The organism is Xanthomonas sp. JAI131 (assembly GCF_013410075.1).
Lineage (GTDB): Bacteria > Pseudomonadota > Gammaproteobacteria > Xanthomonadales > Xanthomonadaceae > Xanthomonas_A > Xanthomonas_A bonasiae.
The window spans coordinates 300,336-316,355 of the sequence record NZ_JACCCN010000003.1 but is presented as its reverse complement, the minus strand read 5'-3'; the positions used below and the strand labels follow the sequence as shown (position 1 = coordinate 316,355).

The 16,020-nt window shown below is 68.7% G+C and carries 14 protein-coding genes; 7 read left to right on the top strand and 7 right to left on the bottom strand.

The window, feature by feature from the left end; translation table 11 throughout:
• Positions 1–169: 169 nt before the first annotated feature.
• Genes rfbB through rfbD form a run of 4 tightly spaced genes read left to right on the top strand, consistent with a single transcriptional unit; the run spans position 170 to position 3,638 of the window.
• Positions 170–1,225, top strand: coding sequence for a dTDP-glucose 4,6-dehydratase (rfbB, locus tag HDC36_RS14370; RefSeq protein ID WP_179568593.1), 1,056 nt, complete (start codon positions 170–172; stop codon positions 1,223–1,225).
• 57 nt (positions 1,226–1,282) lie between these two features.
• Positions 1,283–2,170, top strand: coding sequence for a glucose-1-phosphate thymidylyltransferase RfbA (rfbA, locus tag HDC36_RS14365; RefSeq protein WP_179568591.1), 888 nt, complete (start codon positions 1,283–1,285; stop codon positions 2,168–2,170).
• Positions 2,167–2,724 (top strand): dTDP-4-dehydrorhamnose 3,5-epimerase, encoded by a 558-nt coding sequence (gene rfbC / locus HDC36_RS14360; RefSeq protein WP_179568589.1) that lies wholly within the window; start codon positions 2,167–2,169, stop codon positions 2,722–2,724. The genes rfbA and rfbC overlap by 4 nt, the downstream gene beginning before the upstream one ends.
• The gene (rfbD, locus tag HDC36_RS14355; RefSeq protein WP_179568587.1) at positions 2,721–3,638 is read left to right on the top strand and encodes a dTDP-4-dehydrorhamnose reductase; all 918 of its coding nucleotides are present in this window, start codon (positions 2,721–2,723) and stop codon (positions 3,636–3,638) included. The genes rfbC and rfbD overlap by 4 nt, the downstream gene beginning before the upstream one ends.
• Positions 3,639–3,719: 81 nt before the next feature.
• Here the strand turns inward: rfbD and HDC36_RS14350 are convergent, their stop codons facing one another.
• Both HDC36_RS14350 and HDC36_RS14345 read right to left on the bottom strand, forming a co-directional pair.
• On the bottom strand, positions 3,720–5,123 hold the full coding sequence (locus tag HDC36_RS14350; RefSeq protein WP_179568585.1) for a mannose-1-phosphate guanylyltransferase/mannose-6-phosphate isomerase: 1,404 nt from the start codon (positions 5,121–5,123) through the stop codon (positions 3,720–3,722).
• A 40-nt stretch (positions 5,124–5,163) separates the two neighbouring features.
• Positions 5,164–6,510 (bottom strand): phosphomannomutase, encoded by a 1,347-nt coding sequence (locus tag HDC36_RS14345; protein WP_179568583.1) that lies wholly within the window; start codon positions 6,508–6,510, stop codon positions 5,164–5,166.
• A 133-nt stretch (positions 6,511–6,643) separates the two neighbouring features.
• On the opposite strand from HDC36_RS14345, the gene HDC36_RS14340 reads away from it, so the two are divergent.
• Positions 6,644–7,381 (top strand): CoA transferase subunit A, encoded by a 738-nt coding sequence (locus HDC36_RS14340; RefSeq protein WP_179568581.1) that lies wholly within the window; start codon positions 6,644–6,646, stop codon positions 7,379–7,381.
• A gap of 1 nt (position 7,382) precedes the next feature.
• The gene (locus HDC36_RS14335) at positions 7,383–8,015 is read left to right on the top strand and encodes a CoA transferase subunit B (protein WP_179568579.1); all 633 of its coding nucleotides are present in this window, start codon (positions 7,383–7,385) and stop codon (positions 8,013–8,015) included.
• Positions 8,016–8,038: 23 nt separating this feature from the next.
• On the opposite strand, the gene HDC36_RS14330 is transcribed toward HDC36_RS14335, so the two are convergent.
• Together HDC36_RS14330 and HDC36_RS14325 are read right to left on the bottom strand one after the other, a co-directional pair.
• On the bottom strand, positions 8,039–10,870 hold the full coding sequence (locus tag HDC36_RS14330) for a rhamnan synthesis F family protein (RefSeq protein ID WP_179568577.1): 2,832 nt from the start codon (positions 10,868–10,870) through the stop codon (positions 8,039–8,041).
• A gap of 63 nt (positions 10,871–10,933) precedes the next feature.
• On the bottom strand, positions 10,934–12,577 hold the full coding sequence (locus HDC36_RS14325; protein WP_179568575.1) for an electron transfer flavoprotein-ubiquinone oxidoreductase: 1,644 nt from the start codon (positions 12,575–12,577) through the stop codon (positions 10,934–10,936).
• Between the two features lie 113 nt (positions 12,578–12,690).
• On the opposite strand from HDC36_RS14325, the gene HDC36_RS14320 reads away from it, so the two are divergent.
• Positions 12,691–13,272 carry an alpha-ketoglutarate-dependent dioxygenase AlkB gene (locus HDC36_RS14320; protein WP_179568573.1) on the top strand — a complete coding sequence of 194 codons (582 nt, stop codon included), beginning with the start codon at positions 12,691–12,693 and terminating at the stop codon, positions 13,270–13,272.
• 307 nt (positions 13,273–13,579) lie between these two features.
• Here HDC36_RS14320 and HDC36_RS14315 read toward each other — a convergent pair whose 3' ends face one another.
• From HDC36_RS14315 to HDC36_RS14305, 3 genes are read right to left on the bottom strand one after another with little or no spacing between them, the layout of a single operon-like run.
• Complete coding sequence (locus HDC36_RS14315) at positions 13,580–14,248, bottom strand: ABC-type transport auxiliary lipoprotein family protein (RefSeq protein ID WP_179568571.1); 669 nt, start codon at positions 14,246–14,248, stop codon at positions 13,580–13,582.
• The gene (locus tag HDC36_RS14310) at positions 14,245–15,171 is read right to left on the bottom strand and encodes an MlaD family protein (protein ID WP_179568569.1); all 927 of its coding nucleotides are present in this window, start codon (positions 15,169–15,171) and stop codon (positions 14,245–14,247) included. Before HDC36_RS14310 ends, HDC36_RS14315 begins: the two co-directional genes overlap by 4 nt.
• Positions 15,172–15,174: 3 nt before the next feature.
• Positions 15,175–15,996: an ABC transporter ATP-binding protein gene (locus tag HDC36_RS14305; RefSeq protein ID WP_179568567.1), complete on the bottom strand. Its 822-nt coding sequence runs from the start codon at positions 15,994–15,996 to the stop codon at positions 15,175–15,177.
• Between the last annotated feature and the right edge of the window lie 24 nt (positions 15,997–16,020).

Sequence of the window (16,020 nt, the reverse complement as noted above, 5' to 3'; positions counted from 1 at the left end):
ATTCTAACCGGCGGCGATGGACCATGCGAGGGCGTATGGTGGCGGTCGGAGCCTGCTGCCTCAGTCTGAACCCGGCCCGGCAGGCGCAGGCGACCATCCCCGGCAAAGCGTATATCCTGTGCGGTTTGAGCAGCGGCGCGCCTCGCAGCGCCGACCAGGAGACGTGACAGTGGCTACATGGCTAGTAACCGGCGGCGCCGGGTTCATCGGCGGCAATTTCGTGCTGGAAGCGGTGTCGCGCGGGGTGCGCGTGATCAATCTGGACGCATTGACCTATGCCGGCAATCTGAACACGTTGGCGACGCTGGAAGGCAATCCCGACCACGTCTTCGTGCAGGGCGATATCGGCGACCGTGATCTGGTGGCGCAACTGCTGCGCGAGCACCAGCCCGACGCGGTGCTGAACTTCGCCGCCGAGAGCCATGTGGACCGCTCGATCGACGGCCCCGGCGCCTTCATCCAGACCAACGTGGTCGGCACCCTGGGCCTGCTGGAAGCGGTGCGCGACCACTGGAAGGCGCTGCCGGAAGGACCGCGCGCCGCGTTCCGCTTCCTGCACGTGTCCACCGACGAGGTCTACGGCACCCTGGGCGAGACCGGCAAGTTCTCCGAGACCACGCCGTACGCGCCCAATTCGCCGTACTCGGCCTCCAAGGCCGCCTCCGACCACCTGGTGCGCGCGTTCCACCACACCTACGGCCTGCCGGTGCTGACCACCAACTGCTCCAACAACTACGGTCCGTACCACTTCCCGGAAAAGCTGGTGCCGCTGGTGATCGCCAAGGCGCTGGCCGGCGAGCCGCTGCCGGTCTACGGCGACGGCAAGCAGGTGCGCGACTGGCTGTTCGTCGGCGACCACTGCGCGGCGATCCGCACCGTGCTGGCCAAGGGCCGGGTCGGCGAGACCTACAACGTCGGCGGCAACTCCGAGAAGCAGAACATCGAGGTGGTACAGGCGATCTGCGCGCTGCTCGACGCGCGCCGCCCGCGCGCCGACGGCCAGCCGCGCGCCAGCCAGATCACCCATGTCGCCGACCGCCCCGGCCACGACCGGCGCTACGCGATCGATGCGTCCAAGCTGAAGAACGAGCTGGGCTGGGAGCCGCAGTACAGCTTCGAGCAGGGCATCGCCATCACCGTGGACTGGTACCTGGCCAACCAGGCCTGGGTGCAGGGCGTGCTCGACGGCAGCTACCGGCTGGAACGCATCGGCACGGCGGCATAACGCGAGTCCCTCGCAAGAGCCCGCACATCGATGTGCGGACTTCCTAGGAAGCACCTCATGACCCAACGCAAAGGCATCATCCTGGCCGGCGGCTCCGGCACCCGGCTGTATCCGATCACCAAGGGCGTCAGCAAGCAGCTGCTGCCGGTGTACGACAAGCCGATGATCTACTACCCGCTCAGCGTGCTGATGCTGGCCGGCATCCGCGAGGTGCTGATCATCAACACCCCGCACGAGCAGGCCTTGTTCCGCGCGTTGCTGGGCGACGGCTCGCAGTGGGGCATGCGCCTGGAGTACGCGGTGCAGCCGAGTCCGGACGGGTTGGCGCAGGCCTACCTGATCGGCCGCGAGTTCATCGACGGCAAGCCGAGCTGCCTGGTGCTGGGCGACAACATCTTCCACGGCCATGGCCTGACCGAGACCCTGCGCCGCGCCGACGCGCGGCAGCACGGCGCCACCGTGTTCGGCTATTGGGTCAACGATCCGGAGCGCTATGGCGTGGCCGAGTTCGACCAGGCCGGCAAGGTCATCGACATCGCAGAAAAGCCGGCCCAGCCGCGCTCCAACTATGCGGTCACCGGCCTGTACTTCTACGACGGCCAGGCCAGCGAGCATGCGGCCGCGTTGAAGCCCTCGCCGCGCGGGGAGCTGGAAATCACCGATCTCAACCGGCGTTACCTGGAGGCGGGCGAACTGCACCTGGAACCGCTGGGCCGCGGCTACGCCTGGCTGGATACCGGCACGCACCAGTCGCTGCACGAGGCCTCCAACTTCATCGAGACCATCCAGTCGCGACAGGGCTTGCAGGTGTGCTGCCCGGAAGAGATCGCGTTCGGCCAGGGCTGGATCGATGCCGCGCAGCTGGAGAAACTCGCCGCGCCGCTGTTGAAGAACGACTATGGCAAATACCTGCATGAACTGGCTGTCCGAGGAATCGTTCCGTGAAAGTGATTGAAACCAATCTGCCCGGCTGCGTGGTGATCGAGCCGGCGGTGTTCGGCGACGAACGCGGCTATTTCTTCGAGACCTGGAACGCCGAGCGGTTCGGCCAGCACGGGTTGCCCACCCGCTTCGTGCAGAGCAACGTCTCGACCTCGGCCAAGGGCGTGCTGCGCGGGCTGCACTATCAGTGGCCGCGCCCGCAGGGCAAGCTGGTCAGCGTGCTGGAAGGCGAGGTCTACGACGTCGCCGTGGACATCCGCCGCGGCTCGCCGCACTTCGGTCGCTGGGCGGCGGTGGTACTGAGCGCGGAGAACAAGAAACAGTTCTGGATCCCGGAAGGTTTCGCGCACGGCTTCGCGGTGCTGTCCGAGCGCGCGGTGTTCAGCTATCTGTGCACCGACGTGTACGTGAAGGAAGCCGACGCCGGCGTGCGCTGGGACGACGCGGCGATCGGCGTGGACTGGCCGATCAGCCAGCCGGTGCTGTCGGCCAAGGATGCGGTGGCGCCGTTCCTGGCCGACATCGCCGAAGACCGCCTGCCGGTGTACGCGCCGTGACCACGCTGGTGTTCGGCGCCAACGGCCAGGTCGGCCAGGAGCTGTTGCGCGCGCTGGCTGGGCGCGGGCCGTTGCTGGCGACCACGCGCAGCGGCCGCCTGCCCGACGGCAGCGCCTGCGAAACAGCCGACTTCGATCAGCCGCAGACGCTGGGCGCCTTGCTGGACCGGCTGCAGCCGACGGCCGTGGTCAATGCGGCCGCCTATACCGCCGTGGATCGCGCCGAACAGGACCGAGACGCCGCGTTGCGCGCCAATGCCGAGGCGCCGGCCGCGATTGCCGGCTGGTGTGCGGCGCATGGCGTGCCGCTGGTGCATTACTCCACCGACTACGTGTTCGACGGCCAGGGCAGCCGCCCGTACCCGGAAGACGCGCCGACGGCGCCGCTGGGCGTGTACGGCGCGACCAAGCTCGCCGGCGAAGACGCGATCCGCGCCTCCGGCGCGCAGCACCTGATCTTCCGTACCGCCTGGGTCTATGCCGCGCATGGCAGCAACTTCCTGCGCACCATGCTGCGCGTCGGCGCCGAACGCGACGAACTGCGCGTGGTCGCCGACCAGGCCGGCACGCCGACGCCGGCAGCGTTGATCGCCGACGTCACCGCGCACGTCCTTGAGCAGCGCGCTGCCGCGCAATCGGGTACCTGGCACCTGACCGCTGCCGGCGAGACCACCTGGCACGGCTTCGCCGAGGCGATCTTCGAAGAGGCGCTCGTCGCAGGCCTGCTGGCGCGCGCGCCGCGCGTGCTGCCGATCGCCACGGCCGAGTATCCGACGCCGGCCAAGCGTCCGGCGTATTCGCGGCTGGACATCTCCAGGCTGCAGCGCGATTTCTCGCTGGTGTTGCCGCAGTGGCGCGACGGCCTGCGCCAAGTGATCGGCGAACTGGCCGCGCAGGCGCCGCAGTCCGCATAGCGCGGCGCATGCCGGCCTGAAAGGCGGAAACGAAAAAAGCCGGGCATCGACCCGGCTTTTTTCTTTGCGTTGCAGCAGGACTCAAGTGCGCCCGTAGGTGTCCTCGAAGCGCACGATGTCGTCCTCGCCCAGGTAACTGCCGGACTGCACCTCGATCAGTTCCAGCGGCAGCTTGCCCGGGTTCTTCAGGCGATGGGTCACGCCCAGCGGGATGTAGGTGCTCTGGTTCTCGGTGAGCAGCAGCACTTCCTCGCCACGGGTGACCTCGGCGGTGCCGCTGACCACGATCCAGTGCTCGGCGCGGTGGTGGTGCATCTGCAGGCTCAGCGTGGCGCCGGGCTTGACGGTGATGCGCTTGACCTGGAAACGCTGGCCGTTGTCGATCGAATCGTAGGCGCCCCACGGGCGATACACCTTGCGATGCCAGGTGGCCTCGGAGCGGCCGCTGGCCTTGATCCTGGCCACGATCTCCTTGACCTCCTGGATCCGCTCGCGGTGCCCGACCAGCACCGCGTCGTCGGTCTCCACCACCACCACGTCCTGCAGCCCGACCATCGCGATCAGCCGCGAACCGTAGGCGTAGGTGTTGCGGCAATCGATCTCGATCACGTCGCCGTGGTGCGCATTGCCCTGCGCGTCCTGCGGCGAGACTTCGAGCAGGGCCGACCAGGAGCCGACGTCGTTCCAACCGGCGTCGAGCGGCACCACCACCGCATCGGCGGTCTTTTCCATCACCGCGTAGTCGATCGAGTCCGACGGACTGGCGGCGAAGGCGTCCTTGTCCAGGCGGGTGAAATCGGCGTCGCGCTTGGACGCTTCCCAGGCCTTGCTGCAGGCATCGGCGATCGCCGGCTGGAAGCGGCGCAGTTCTTCCAGGTAGCGCGAGGCGCGGAACAGGAACATGCCGCTGTTCCAGTAGTACTCGCCCGAAGCCAGGTAGCCCTGCGCGGTGGCCAGGTCCGGCTTCTCGACGAAGCGCTCGACCGCGCTGACGCCGTTGCCGGCGCCGGCCTTGATGTAGCCGTAGCCGGTTTCCGGCGCGGTCGGCTTGATCCCGAAGGTGACCAGCTTGCCCTGCTCGGCGGCGGCGGCGGCCGCGCGTACCGCGGCCTGGAAGGCCGCTTCATCGCGGATCACGTGGTCGGAGGGCAGGACCAGCAGCAGCGGATCGGCGCCGTTGCGGGTGGCCTCCAGCGCCGCCACGGCGATCGCCGGGGCGGTATTGCGGCCCTTGGGTTCGAGCAGGATCGACTGCGGCTTCACGCCGATCTGCTGCAATTGCTCGGCGGCGACGAAGCGGTGCTCTTCGTTGGCGACCACGATCGGGGCGTGCCCGGCCACGGGCGCCGCGCGCAACCACGTGGCCTGCAGCATGCTGTGTTCGCCGACCAGCGGCAGGAACTGTTTCGGATAGGACTCGCGCGACAGCGGCCAGAGCCGGGTGCCGGAACCGCCGGACAGGATGATGGGTAGGACGTCGCTCATGGGCGGGGGAACTCCATAGTGCGTCTGGGGGGAGGGGAGATCAGTCGCGCAGCAGGTCGGAAATTTCCTGCGTGCGCGCTTCCAGCAATGCCGCATCGCCACGCGTTTCCACGTTCAGGCGCAACAGCGGTTCGGTATTGGAGCTGCGCAGGTTGAAGCGCCAGTCGGCGAATTCGGCGCTGATGCCGTCGGTATAGTCCAGCGCCGGCGCGTGCGTGGCGAAATGCTCCATCACCCGCGCCACCGCGGCCTTGGCATCGGCGACCTTGAAGTTGATCTCGCCGCTGCACGGGAACTTCTGCATGCGCGCCTCGACCAGGTCGGCCAGCGAACGGCCCGATTGCGACACCAGCTCGGCGATCAGCAGCCACGGGATCATGCCCGAGTCGGCGTAGGCGAACTCGCGGAAATAGTGGTGCGCGCTCATCTCGCCGCCGTACACGGCGTTTTCGCTGCGCATCTTCTCCTTGATGAAGGCATGCCCGCTCTTGCACAGCACCGGCACGCCGCCGGCGTCCTCGACCATCTCGATCGTGTTCCAGGTCAGGCGCGGGTCGTGCACGACCTTGCCGCCCGGCTGCTTGGCCAGGATCGCCTGCGCGAGCAGGCCGACCAGGTAATAGCCTTCAATGAAGCGGCCGTTCTCGTCGAAGAAGAAGCAGCGGTCGAAATCGCCGTCCCAGGCGATGCCGAAGTCCGCGCCGTGTTCCTTGACCGCCTTGGCGGTGGCCTCGCGGTTCTCGGGCAGCAGCGGATTGGGGATGCCGTTGGGGAAGTGGCCGTCCGGCTCGTGGAACACGCGCACGAACTCGAACGGCAGGTGCGGCGCCAGCAGATCGACGATGGCGCCGGCGCCGCCGTTGCCGGCGTTGACCACCAGCTTCAGCGGCTTGAGCGAGCCGATGTCGATGTAGCTCAGCAGGTGCGCGATATAGGCGGACTTGTCCGTGCGGCTGTGCTCGGCCGCGGTCGGCGTGCCGGCGGGCGCGGTGTCGGCGGCCACGGTGTCGCGGATCGCGAACAGGCCGGTATCGGAGCTGATCGGGCGCGCATTCTCGCGCACCAGCTTCATCCCGTTGTAGTCCATCGGGTTGTGGCTGGCGGTGACCATCACCCCGCCGGCGGCCTGCAGGTGGTCGGTCTGGAAATACACTTCCTCGGTGCCGCACAGGCCGATGTCGATGACCTCGCGGCCGCTGGCGCGCAGGCCGGCCGACAGCGCGTCCTGCAGCCCCTGGCTGGCCAGGCGCACGTCGTGGCCCACCACCACCGGCCCGCCCTCCAATTGCCCCGCCAATGCCACGCCGATGCGGCGGGCCAGGTCCTCGTTCAGTTCGTCGGGAACGCGACCGCGGATGTCGTAGGCCTTGAATGCGGGAAGCGACATAGGGGAGGGACCTTGCATGGGGGAACCTGGAGTGTAACGTTCCGGCCCTTAATCGGTCATTGCGGCAGTGCGCAGCGGGCCGCGCGCGGCGACCGGCTAAACTACTTGTCTACTTCCGATGCGGAGCTGGCGAATGGGCGACACCTCTACCCGGGCGACCGGACGGCGCGGCAAGCTTTTCCCCGACGCGGCCACGGCGCTGGCCGACGTGGTGGGCGACGGCCAGACCCTGGCGGTCGGCGGGTTCGGCCTGTGCGGCATCCCCGAGGCCTTGATCGCCGCGCTGCGCGACAGTGCGGTAACCGGCCTGACCGTGATCTCCAACAACGCCGGCGTCGATGGCTTCGGCCTGGGCCAGCTGCTGGCGACCCGGCAGATCCGCAAGATGATCTCGTCCTACGTCGGCGAGAACAAGGAATTCGAGCGCCAGTACCTGGCCGGCGAGCTGGAGCTGGAGTTCAACCCGCAGGGCACCCTGGCCGAACGGCTGCGCGCCGGCGGCGCCGGCATTCCCGCGTTCTTCACCGCCACCGGCTACGGCACCATCGTCGCCGAGGGCAAGGAGACGCGCGAATTCGACGGCAAGCACTACGTGCTGGAGACCGCGCTGCAGGCGGACGTGGCCCTGGTCAAGGCCTGGAAGGCCGACGCGGCCGGCAACCTGGTGTTCCGCAAGACCGCGCGCAACTTCAACCCGGCCTGCGCGATGGCCGGCAAAGTCTGCATCGCCGAGGTCGAGGAGGTCGTCGAGACCGGCAGCATCGATCCGGACCAGGTGCATCTGCCCGGCATCTACGTCGACCGTATCGTGCACAACCCGCATCCCGAGAAACGCATCGAACAGCGCACCCTGCGCCAGAAGGACGCCTGACATGGCCTGGACCCGCGACGACATGGCGCAGCGCGCCGCCCGCGAACTCACCGATGGCGCCTACGTGAACCTGGGCATCGGCCTGCCGACCCTGGTCGCCAACCACATCCCCGAGGGCGTGGACGTGTGGCTGCAGTCGGAGAACGGCCTGCTCGGCATCGGCCCGTTCCCGGGCGAGGACGAAGTCGACGCCGACCTGATCAATGCCGGCAAGCAGACCGTCACCGCCCGCGCCGGTGCCAGCTATTTCGGCAGCCACGATTCCTTCGCGATGATCCGCGGCGGGCATATCGACCTGGCGATCCTCGGCGCGATGCAGGTCAGCGCGCGCGGCGACCTGGCCAACTGGATGGTGCCCGGCAAGATGGTCAAGGGCATGGGCGGGGCGATGGACCTGGTCGCCGGGGTCAAGCGCGTGGTGGTGCTGATGGAGCACGTGGCCAAGGACGGCAGCCACAAGCTGCTGCCCGAGTGCGACCTGCCGCTGACCGGCGTGGGCGTGGTCGACCGCATCATCACCGACCTGGCGGTGTTCGACGTGAGCGCGGAGGGCCTGGTGCTGGTCGAGGCGGCCGACGGCGTGGACGAAGCGGAACTGGTTGCCAAGACCGGGGTCGCTTTCCGCAGAGCCTGACGCTACCGCGGCGCGGACGCCGCTCAGATGGTCACGGCGACCCGGCCGCGGCCAGTGAACGCGTCGCCGACCGCCAGGCCTCGCGCCCAGTCGCCGGCCTGCCAGCGGCCCTCGCCCAGGCAGCGCAATGGCGCCTGGATCAATGCCCGGTCGAACGCGAATTGCCAGGTCTCGCTGCCGCCGACGGCGCAAAGGTCGGCGACGAACGCGAGCGCGCCTTGCTGGACTGCGGCGACCGTGGCGAAGTGCGTGGGATCCAGTTCGTTGTCGGCGAAGACGGGTTCGACCTTGCCATCGCCGCGCAACGCGAAGTGCGAGAACTGGCCGTCCGGTGCGGTCAGGAAGGTTTCCAGCAGCAGGTCGTGTTGCAGGATCGCCGAGGTTTCCGCATCCGCGTTGCGGCCATCGAAGTAGCGGGCTTCGGCCCAGCCGCTGGCCTGGACCTGCGCGATGCCGTCGTTCACCGCGAAATAGCCGCCGCCCAGCGCGGTTCCGGTCAACCTGCCCAGTTGCGCCTGGATGGTGCCTGCGTAGCCCAGGTCCGCCACCATGGCTGGCGCGTCTTCGACCGTGGCGTGCCAGTAACGCAGATAGCTTTCGCGTTCGACTGCGGCGACGTCGAGCAGCGCCGGCATCGCAGGCGCCAGTTTTTGCAGCAAAGCGGTGCGCATCTCCGGCAGCATCACCATGCCGCGCATGTCTGCGGCTCCTAGCTGCGCTGCGATCGCGCATGTCGCTGCAATGCCGAGCCGTGCCTGCAGCAGATCCTGCAGGCTGCCGGTATAGGTACTGCCGAGCAATGCTTCCAGGTCGCTGGCCTCGCGCAGCGTCGGCACGCCGGTGCCGCGGCGCGAGGCCAGCAGATAGCGGCCGCGCAGCGCGGCCAGCGGCGGACATGCCGCCTGGAGCTGCGCAAACGCCTTTTGCAGCAGATAGCCTTCCCGGCTCAGGAACAGGATCTGGCCGATGCCGCGCGACAGCGCCACGCGCGACAGCCACAGCAGGTAGTCGGCGAGCAACGGGCCGAACACCAGGTAGCCGAGCGAGGTCGGCGACTCCAGGCGCAGGCGGTGGCCGAACTGCTCCGGCCGGGCATCGGCCAGATCCGCCAGGTGGCCACTGAGCAGGCCCAGCCACAACTGATCCTGCCAGGGACTGGATGCGCCGGCGGCAGGCCGCAACGGGCGCAACGCCGGGACCACGTCGAGCAAGGCCGCTGGCCGCAGCACATGCACGGGCGTGAGATAGCCATGCATCTGCGGGCGCTGGATATCCGCCTGTTCGTTGTCGCCGACGTGCAGCCAGTGCCGCGCCGCCACGCCTTCGCGCGCCGGCAGCCGTTCCCAGGCCTGGTCGTCGTCCTTGCGCCAGCCGGTTTCGCAAGACACGTACCAGGCTTGCGGCAGTCCACGCACTGCCGATGGCAGCACCCTTTGCAGGTCGGCGCTGTCCAGGTACATGTCCGACACGGCGACCAGGCGCCGGCCGTTGCCGGCGAGCGCGGCGGCAGCGGCGACCAGCGCCGGACGCGGCCGCAACAGGCGCGCTTCGGTATCCAGTTCGAGTTCCTGCAGGGCGTGCAGGGGAAGGTCCTTCGCCTCCGCGAGGTGCGCCATCGCGGCATAGATGGCGTCCAGGTCGACATCGCGCCCGGCCGCTGCGCGCGCGCGCGCTTCGGCACGCTCGCGCAACATGGCAAAGTCGGCGACGCCCAGCGTTTCGGCCGCCAGATGGGCGAGATAGGCGCGCGCGCCGGCAGGGGTCAGGAAGGGGCGCGTCACCAGGGTGTCGAACACGTCCAGCGATACCACGTGGGCATCGATCGCCGAGAGCGCCACGCGTGTGGCCAGCGGCATCTGGAAGGCCTGCATCCAGTTGCGGCTTCCTTCCGTGCTCAGCGCGAGCGTTCCGTCCGCTGGCAGAATGCCGGCCAGCAGCCCGTGCTGGCGCGCCACCGCCACGAACATCCGCTCCAGGGCATGCTGCAGCGTCCCGTCGATCTGGCCGCGCTCTTCCGGGAAATCGTGCAGGTTCAAGCCCAGTGCGTAGATCGGCCGCAATGCCTCCACGCGCGCCCAGAACATCGAGCCGGCCGGGAAATCGATGTAGGCCGTCGCATCGATGCCGACGCCCAGTCGCTGGCCCAGTTCGCGACAGGCCTGCAGGTTGCTCAGCCACGTATGCGCCCACAGCGGCACGCCGGCGAAGCTTTCCGGATACACGATGCCCAGCCGCGGTTCGGCGGCGAACATGCCCAGAATCCAGCCGATCCGCTGCGCCGAACCGAACAGGGACGCGGTCAGGTAGTTGCGCCAATCCTGGCGCTCGTTGCCGGTATACAGCGATTTTTTGCTATGCCAGTGCGCCACGATGTCGAGCGCGAGGATGTCCTCGCGGAACGTCACGATCAACGGCGCCAGGTCGCGGCCACGATTGGCGACCTTGCGCACGTGCAGCGTCTGCAGGTTGGGCAACGACGCCAGGCGCTGTTGGGCCGCGGCCTGCGCGTCGGCGTCGATGACCGATACCATCAGCACGTACGGCACCGGCATGGCGGTCAGCGCCTGCGCCAATTCACCCAGCAGGTCGGGATAAAAAACGTGGGCCATCACGCCCACGCGCAGTTGCACGCGCTCGATCGGCGTCGGCGCGGGAAACGCGACATCCGATGGCGGAGGTGCCGACGTTTGCGCGTGCGCGGCATTGCGCAGACGCCGCACGAAGCCGGCAAGGCCCAGCGCTCGCAGGACCTTCCAGCTGCGCTCTGCAACCGCGACCAGGCCGCGCCAGCCGCCGCCGTGCCGCTCGACGGCCGCACGCGCGGCAAGCCCGGCCTTGCGCCAACTGGCTTTCATCGCGACGTCACGTGGCGAAGAACACGGCGGCGCAGCAGGAGCATCGTGTCGGAAGCGTGTGGCTCACAGGTTCTGGTAGTTCGGCCCGGAGCCGCCTTCCGGGGTGACCCAGTTGATGATTTCGTAGGGGTCCTTGATGTCGCAGGTCTTGCAGTGCACGCAGTTGGCGGCGTTGATCTGCAGGCGCTTGCCAGCCGCGTCGTCGACGATCTCGTACACCGCGGCGGGGCAGAAGCGGGTGCAGGGGTTGCCGTATTCCTCGGTGCAGCGGGTCACGCAGATCTGCGGGTCCAGCACCTGCAGGTGCACGGGCTGGTCCTCGTCGTGTTCGGTGGCGGCGAAGTACACGGCCTGCAGGCGGTCGCGCGGCGCCAGGTCGCGCTGCACGTAGTCGCGCTTGGGCTGTTCGTGTTCGCCCAGCCGGTCCAGCGACGACCAGTCGGCGGTCACCTTCAGCGTCCACGGCGAGGCGCCCTTGACCAGGGTCTCCCAGGCGCCGTTGAGCAGGCCGAACCACATGCCCTTCTTGAAACCGGGCTTGATGTTGCGCACCTGGCGCAGTTCGGCCATCACCTCCGAGCCGCGCAGCCGCGCGTCGAAGCCAGCCGGATTCAACGCCGCACCGGCGGCAAGGTGTTCGGCGGCGAGCATGCCGCTGCGGATCGCCTGGTGGGTGCCCTTGATCTTGGGCACGTTGAGCAGGCCGGCGCTGTCGCCGATCAGCAGCGCGCCGGGCATCTCCACCTTCGGCAACGACTGCCAGCCGCCGCTGGCGATGGCGCGGGCGCCGGCCGACAGGATGGTGCCGCCTTCCAGCAGCGGCTTCATCAGCGGATGGTTCTTCCATTGCTGGAACGCCTCCCACGGCCGATATTCGGGGTCGTGGTAGTCCAGGCCGCTGACGTAGCCCAGCGCCACCTGGTTGTTCTCCAGGTGATACAGGAAGCTGCCGGCATAGGTGGCGTTGTCCGCCGGCCAGCCCAGGGTATGCACGATCTTGCCGGGCACCACGCGGCCTTCCGGCAGCTGCCACAGCTCCTTGATGCCGATCGAATAGGCCTGCGGGTCGCTGTCCGCGTCCAGCGCGAAGCGCTTGACCAGGCGCTTGGTCAGGTGCCCGCGCGCGCCTTCGGCCAGCACCGTGACCTTGGCGCGGATATCGATGCCGGGGGTGTAGCCGGGCTTGTGCGACCCGTCCTTGGCCACGCCCATGTCGCCGATGCGCACGCCGAGCACCGTGCCGTCGTCGGCATGCAGGGTCTCGGCGGCGGCGAAGCCGGGATAGATTTCCACGCCCAGCGCCTCGGCCTGCGGCGCCAACCACGCGCACAGCGCGCCGAGGCTGACGATGAAGTTGCCGTGGTTGCGCATGCCCGGCGGCACGATCGGGAACTTGCGCCCGCCGTCCTTGCTCAGGTGCCAGAACTCGTCTTCGCCGGCGGGCACGCAGATCGGCGGCGGGCTGTCGCGCCAGCCGGGCAGCAGCGCGTCGAGCGGCGCCGGTTCGATCACCGCGCCGGACAGGATCTGTGCACCGACCGTGCTGGCCTTCTCGATCACGCAGACCGAGATGTCCGGGTTGAGCTGCTTGAGCCGGATCGCGAACGCCAGCCCGGCCGGACCCGCGCCGACGGTGACCACGTCGTATTCCATGACGTCGCGTTCCACTGGCTCCGGCACGTTGGCGCCGCCCTCCAATTCCGTCATCTGGTCCGCTCCCGTTGGCTCGATCTGGCTGTCTGCATTTTCAGGCTTTGTGCGTGACGGGGCAAATTCCGCACGCTGGCGTATGGTGCCGGCCGGCATGCTAGCGTGGCGCGATGCAACTCGATCTGCCCGGCGCCGACGTCCGCTGGCTGCCCGGCTGGCTCGCCCCGGCCGAGGCGGCGGCGCTGTTGGCGCACTTGCTGGCCGGGGTGGCCTGGGAGGTTCACCGCATCCGCCTGTTCGGGCGGATGGTGGATTCGCCGCGGCTGAGCTGCTGGATCGGCGACCCGGAGGCGAGCTACCGCTATTCCGGTACCCGCTTCGCGCCGCATCCGTGGCCGCCGGCGTTGCAGCCGTTGCGCGAACGGCTGGCCGCGGAGACCGGAGTCGCGTTCAACAGCGTGCTGGCCAACCGCTATCGCGACGGCCGCGACGCGATGGGCTGGCACAGCGACGACGAAAAGGAATTGGGCGCGCGTCCGCTGATCGCCTCGCTGAGCCTGGGCGCCACGCGCCGCTTCGTGCTGCGCCATCGCCAGGAGCCGGCGCTGCGCCACGCGCTGGAACTGAGCGCCGGTGGCTTGCTGTTGATGGGCGGGGAGACCCAGCGCCTGTACCGGCATGCCTTGCCGCGGACTGCGAAACCGGTCGGCGAGCGGATCAATCTGACGTTTCGGAAAATCGCCGCGCGTTAGCGGCCACGAATTCCCTTCTCCCCTCGGGAGCATGGCCTCCTTTTCGGGGGAAGTGCCTCGAAGGGGCGGATGAGGGTACGGGCGCAGCTTGGTGCATCCAACTCCGCGAGTCGCTTTCGCGCCGTACCCTCACCCCAACCCCTCTCCCGATGGGAGAGGGGCTAGACGTTCCCTTCTCCCATCGGGAGAAGGTGCCCCGAAGGGGCGGATGAGGGTACGGGCGCAGCCTGGTGCCCCCAAACTCCGCGAGACGCTTTGCGCCGTACCCTCGCCCCAACCCCTCTCCCGGTGGGAGAGGGGCTTCGGATCAGCGGCGCGGTGCCGGTGCGACCTTCGGCACCGGCGCCAGGGCCGTGGCCGCATCGGCCTGGCCCTGCTGCAGGGTCCAGCCGACCACATCGCCGGTCACCTGCGACAGCGCCTGGCTGAAGGCGTCGGCGACCTGCGCCTGCGCGGTGCTGGCGGCCGGTTGCGCGGCGAGGAAGGTGCGCGAGGCGACCACGCGCTGGTCGGGCGTGTACAGCAACTTGGCGTTGAGCTCGATCGTGGCCGATGGCACGTCGTGGCCGGCGTAGTCGGATTCGAAGCGGCGCAGGTCCAGCAACAGCTTGTAGTCGGCGCGGATGCCGGTGCCGAGCCGGGCCACGCCGGGAATGCGGCCGGAATCCTCGAACGCGCGGACGAGGGTGTCCTCCAGCATGTCGGTGGCCGGCTGCGCCCAACTGACGCCGCTGTAGACCTGCAGTTCGCCCGGGGTGGGGCGCACCGAGATGCGCGGGCTGTCGACCACCCGCGCGGCGCTGGGCTTGGCGATCGCCAGTTGCCAGGTTACCTGCGGCCATGACGGATCCGGCGCGACGCGCACGTTGGGCGCGTAGATCGTCACCGGATCCTTGCTGCCGCCGGTCAGCGCGGAGCAGCCAGCGAGCAGCAGGGCCGGAAGGGCGAGCAGCAGGAGGGCGCGCGTCGGCTTCATTTGGGTTTGAACTCCTTCGGGGCGTCGCGGCCGAGCAGGTAGCGCGCGGGGTTGTTGTCCAGGCGGTCGCTGACCCGGCGCAGGTCGCGGATCAGCCCGCGCAGTTCGGTCAGGGTCGGGCCGAGCTGGCCCAGGCCGTCGTTGGCGAAGCTGTTGATCGCCGCGCGGTTCTCGCCCAGGATCTTGTCGGCGTTGCCGGATGCCGAATCGAGCTTGCTCAGTGTGCTTTCCAGTTTGTCCAGGATCGGCGGCAGCTGCTGCACCAGGTTCTGGTCCAGGCGCTGGATGGTGCCGTTGGTGGTCTTCAGGGTCACGTCGAGATTGCGCGCGGCATCGCGCGCGCTGAGGATCAGCGATTGCATGCCTTCGTCGCGGTCGGCCAACGAGCCGCTGATCGTTTCCAGGTTGTGCAGGGTGGCGGTGATGCTGGCCACGTTGCGGTCGCTGAGCACTTCGTCCAGGCGCTCGACGATGCGGTTGGCGGTGTCGGTGATGTTCTGCAGCGCCGACGGCGTGGTCTGGATGATCGGCGCGTCGCTGGTGTCGATGGAGGTCAGCGACGGCGCCTCCGGGGTGCCGCCGGAGAGCTGGATGATCGACGGCCCGGTCAGGCTGGTGATGCCCAGTTTGGCGCGGGTGTCGCTCTTGATCGGCGTGGTCGAGTTCAGCCGCACCCGCGCCACCACCTGGCGCGGATCGTTCGGCGCCAGGGTCAGTTCGGTGATCGAGCCGACCGCGATGCCGTTGTACTGCACCGGGCTGCCCACCGACAGGCCGGTCACCGCCTCGCGGAACACTACCCGGTATTCCTGCCAGGTGCGGTCGGACGAATACTTGGCGGCCCACAGCCCGAACAGCAGCAAGGCCAGCCCGGCCACGATGGTGAAGGCGCCGATCAGGACGTAGTTGGCTTTGGTTTCCATGGCTCAGTGGGTCTCGGTCCAGGCGGTTTTGGCGTCGCGCGCCGCGCGCGCGCGCGGGCCGTGGAAATAGTCCTGGATCCAGGGGTGGTCGACCTGCTCGATCTCGGCCAGCGGCGCGGTGGCGATGACCTTGCGGTCGGCCAGCACCGCCACGCGGTCGCAGATAGCGTACAAGGTGTCCAGGTCGTGGGTGATGAGGAACACGGTCAGACCCAGCGCTTCCTGCAGGGTGCGGATCAGGCGGTCGAAGGCGGCCGCGCCGATCGGGTCCAGCCCGGCGGTGGGTTCGTCCAGGAACAGCAGCGGCGGGTCCAGCGCCAGCGCGCGCGCCAGCCCGGCGCGCTTGCGCATGCCGCCGGACAGCTGCGAGGGCAGCTTGTTGATCGCATCGGCCGGCAGTCCGGCCAGCTTCACCTTCAGCAGCGCCAGTTCGTAATGCCAGCTGTCGGGCAGTTCGCCGAAGTGCTCCTTCAGCGGCACCTGCACGTTTTCGCCCACGCTCAGCGAGGAGAACAGCGCGCCGTCCTGGAACAGCACGCCGGTATTGCGCTCCACGTGCAGGCGGTCTTCGCGGCGCCGGGAGTCGGTGTCCACGCCGAGCACGCGGATGTGGCCGGCATCGGGCTCGCGCAGGCCGAGGATGCTGCGCATCAGCACCGACTTGCCGGTGCCCGAGCCGCCGACCACGCCGAGGATCTCGCCGCGGCGCACGTCCAGGTCCAGGTCTTCGTGCACGGTCTGGGTGCCGAAGCGGTTGAGCAGGCCGCGGACCGAGATGGCCAGTTCTTGGTCGGGATTGGGGATTGGGGATTCGGGATTGGTCAAGGCAATGGCTCCCGGCCAGGCAGC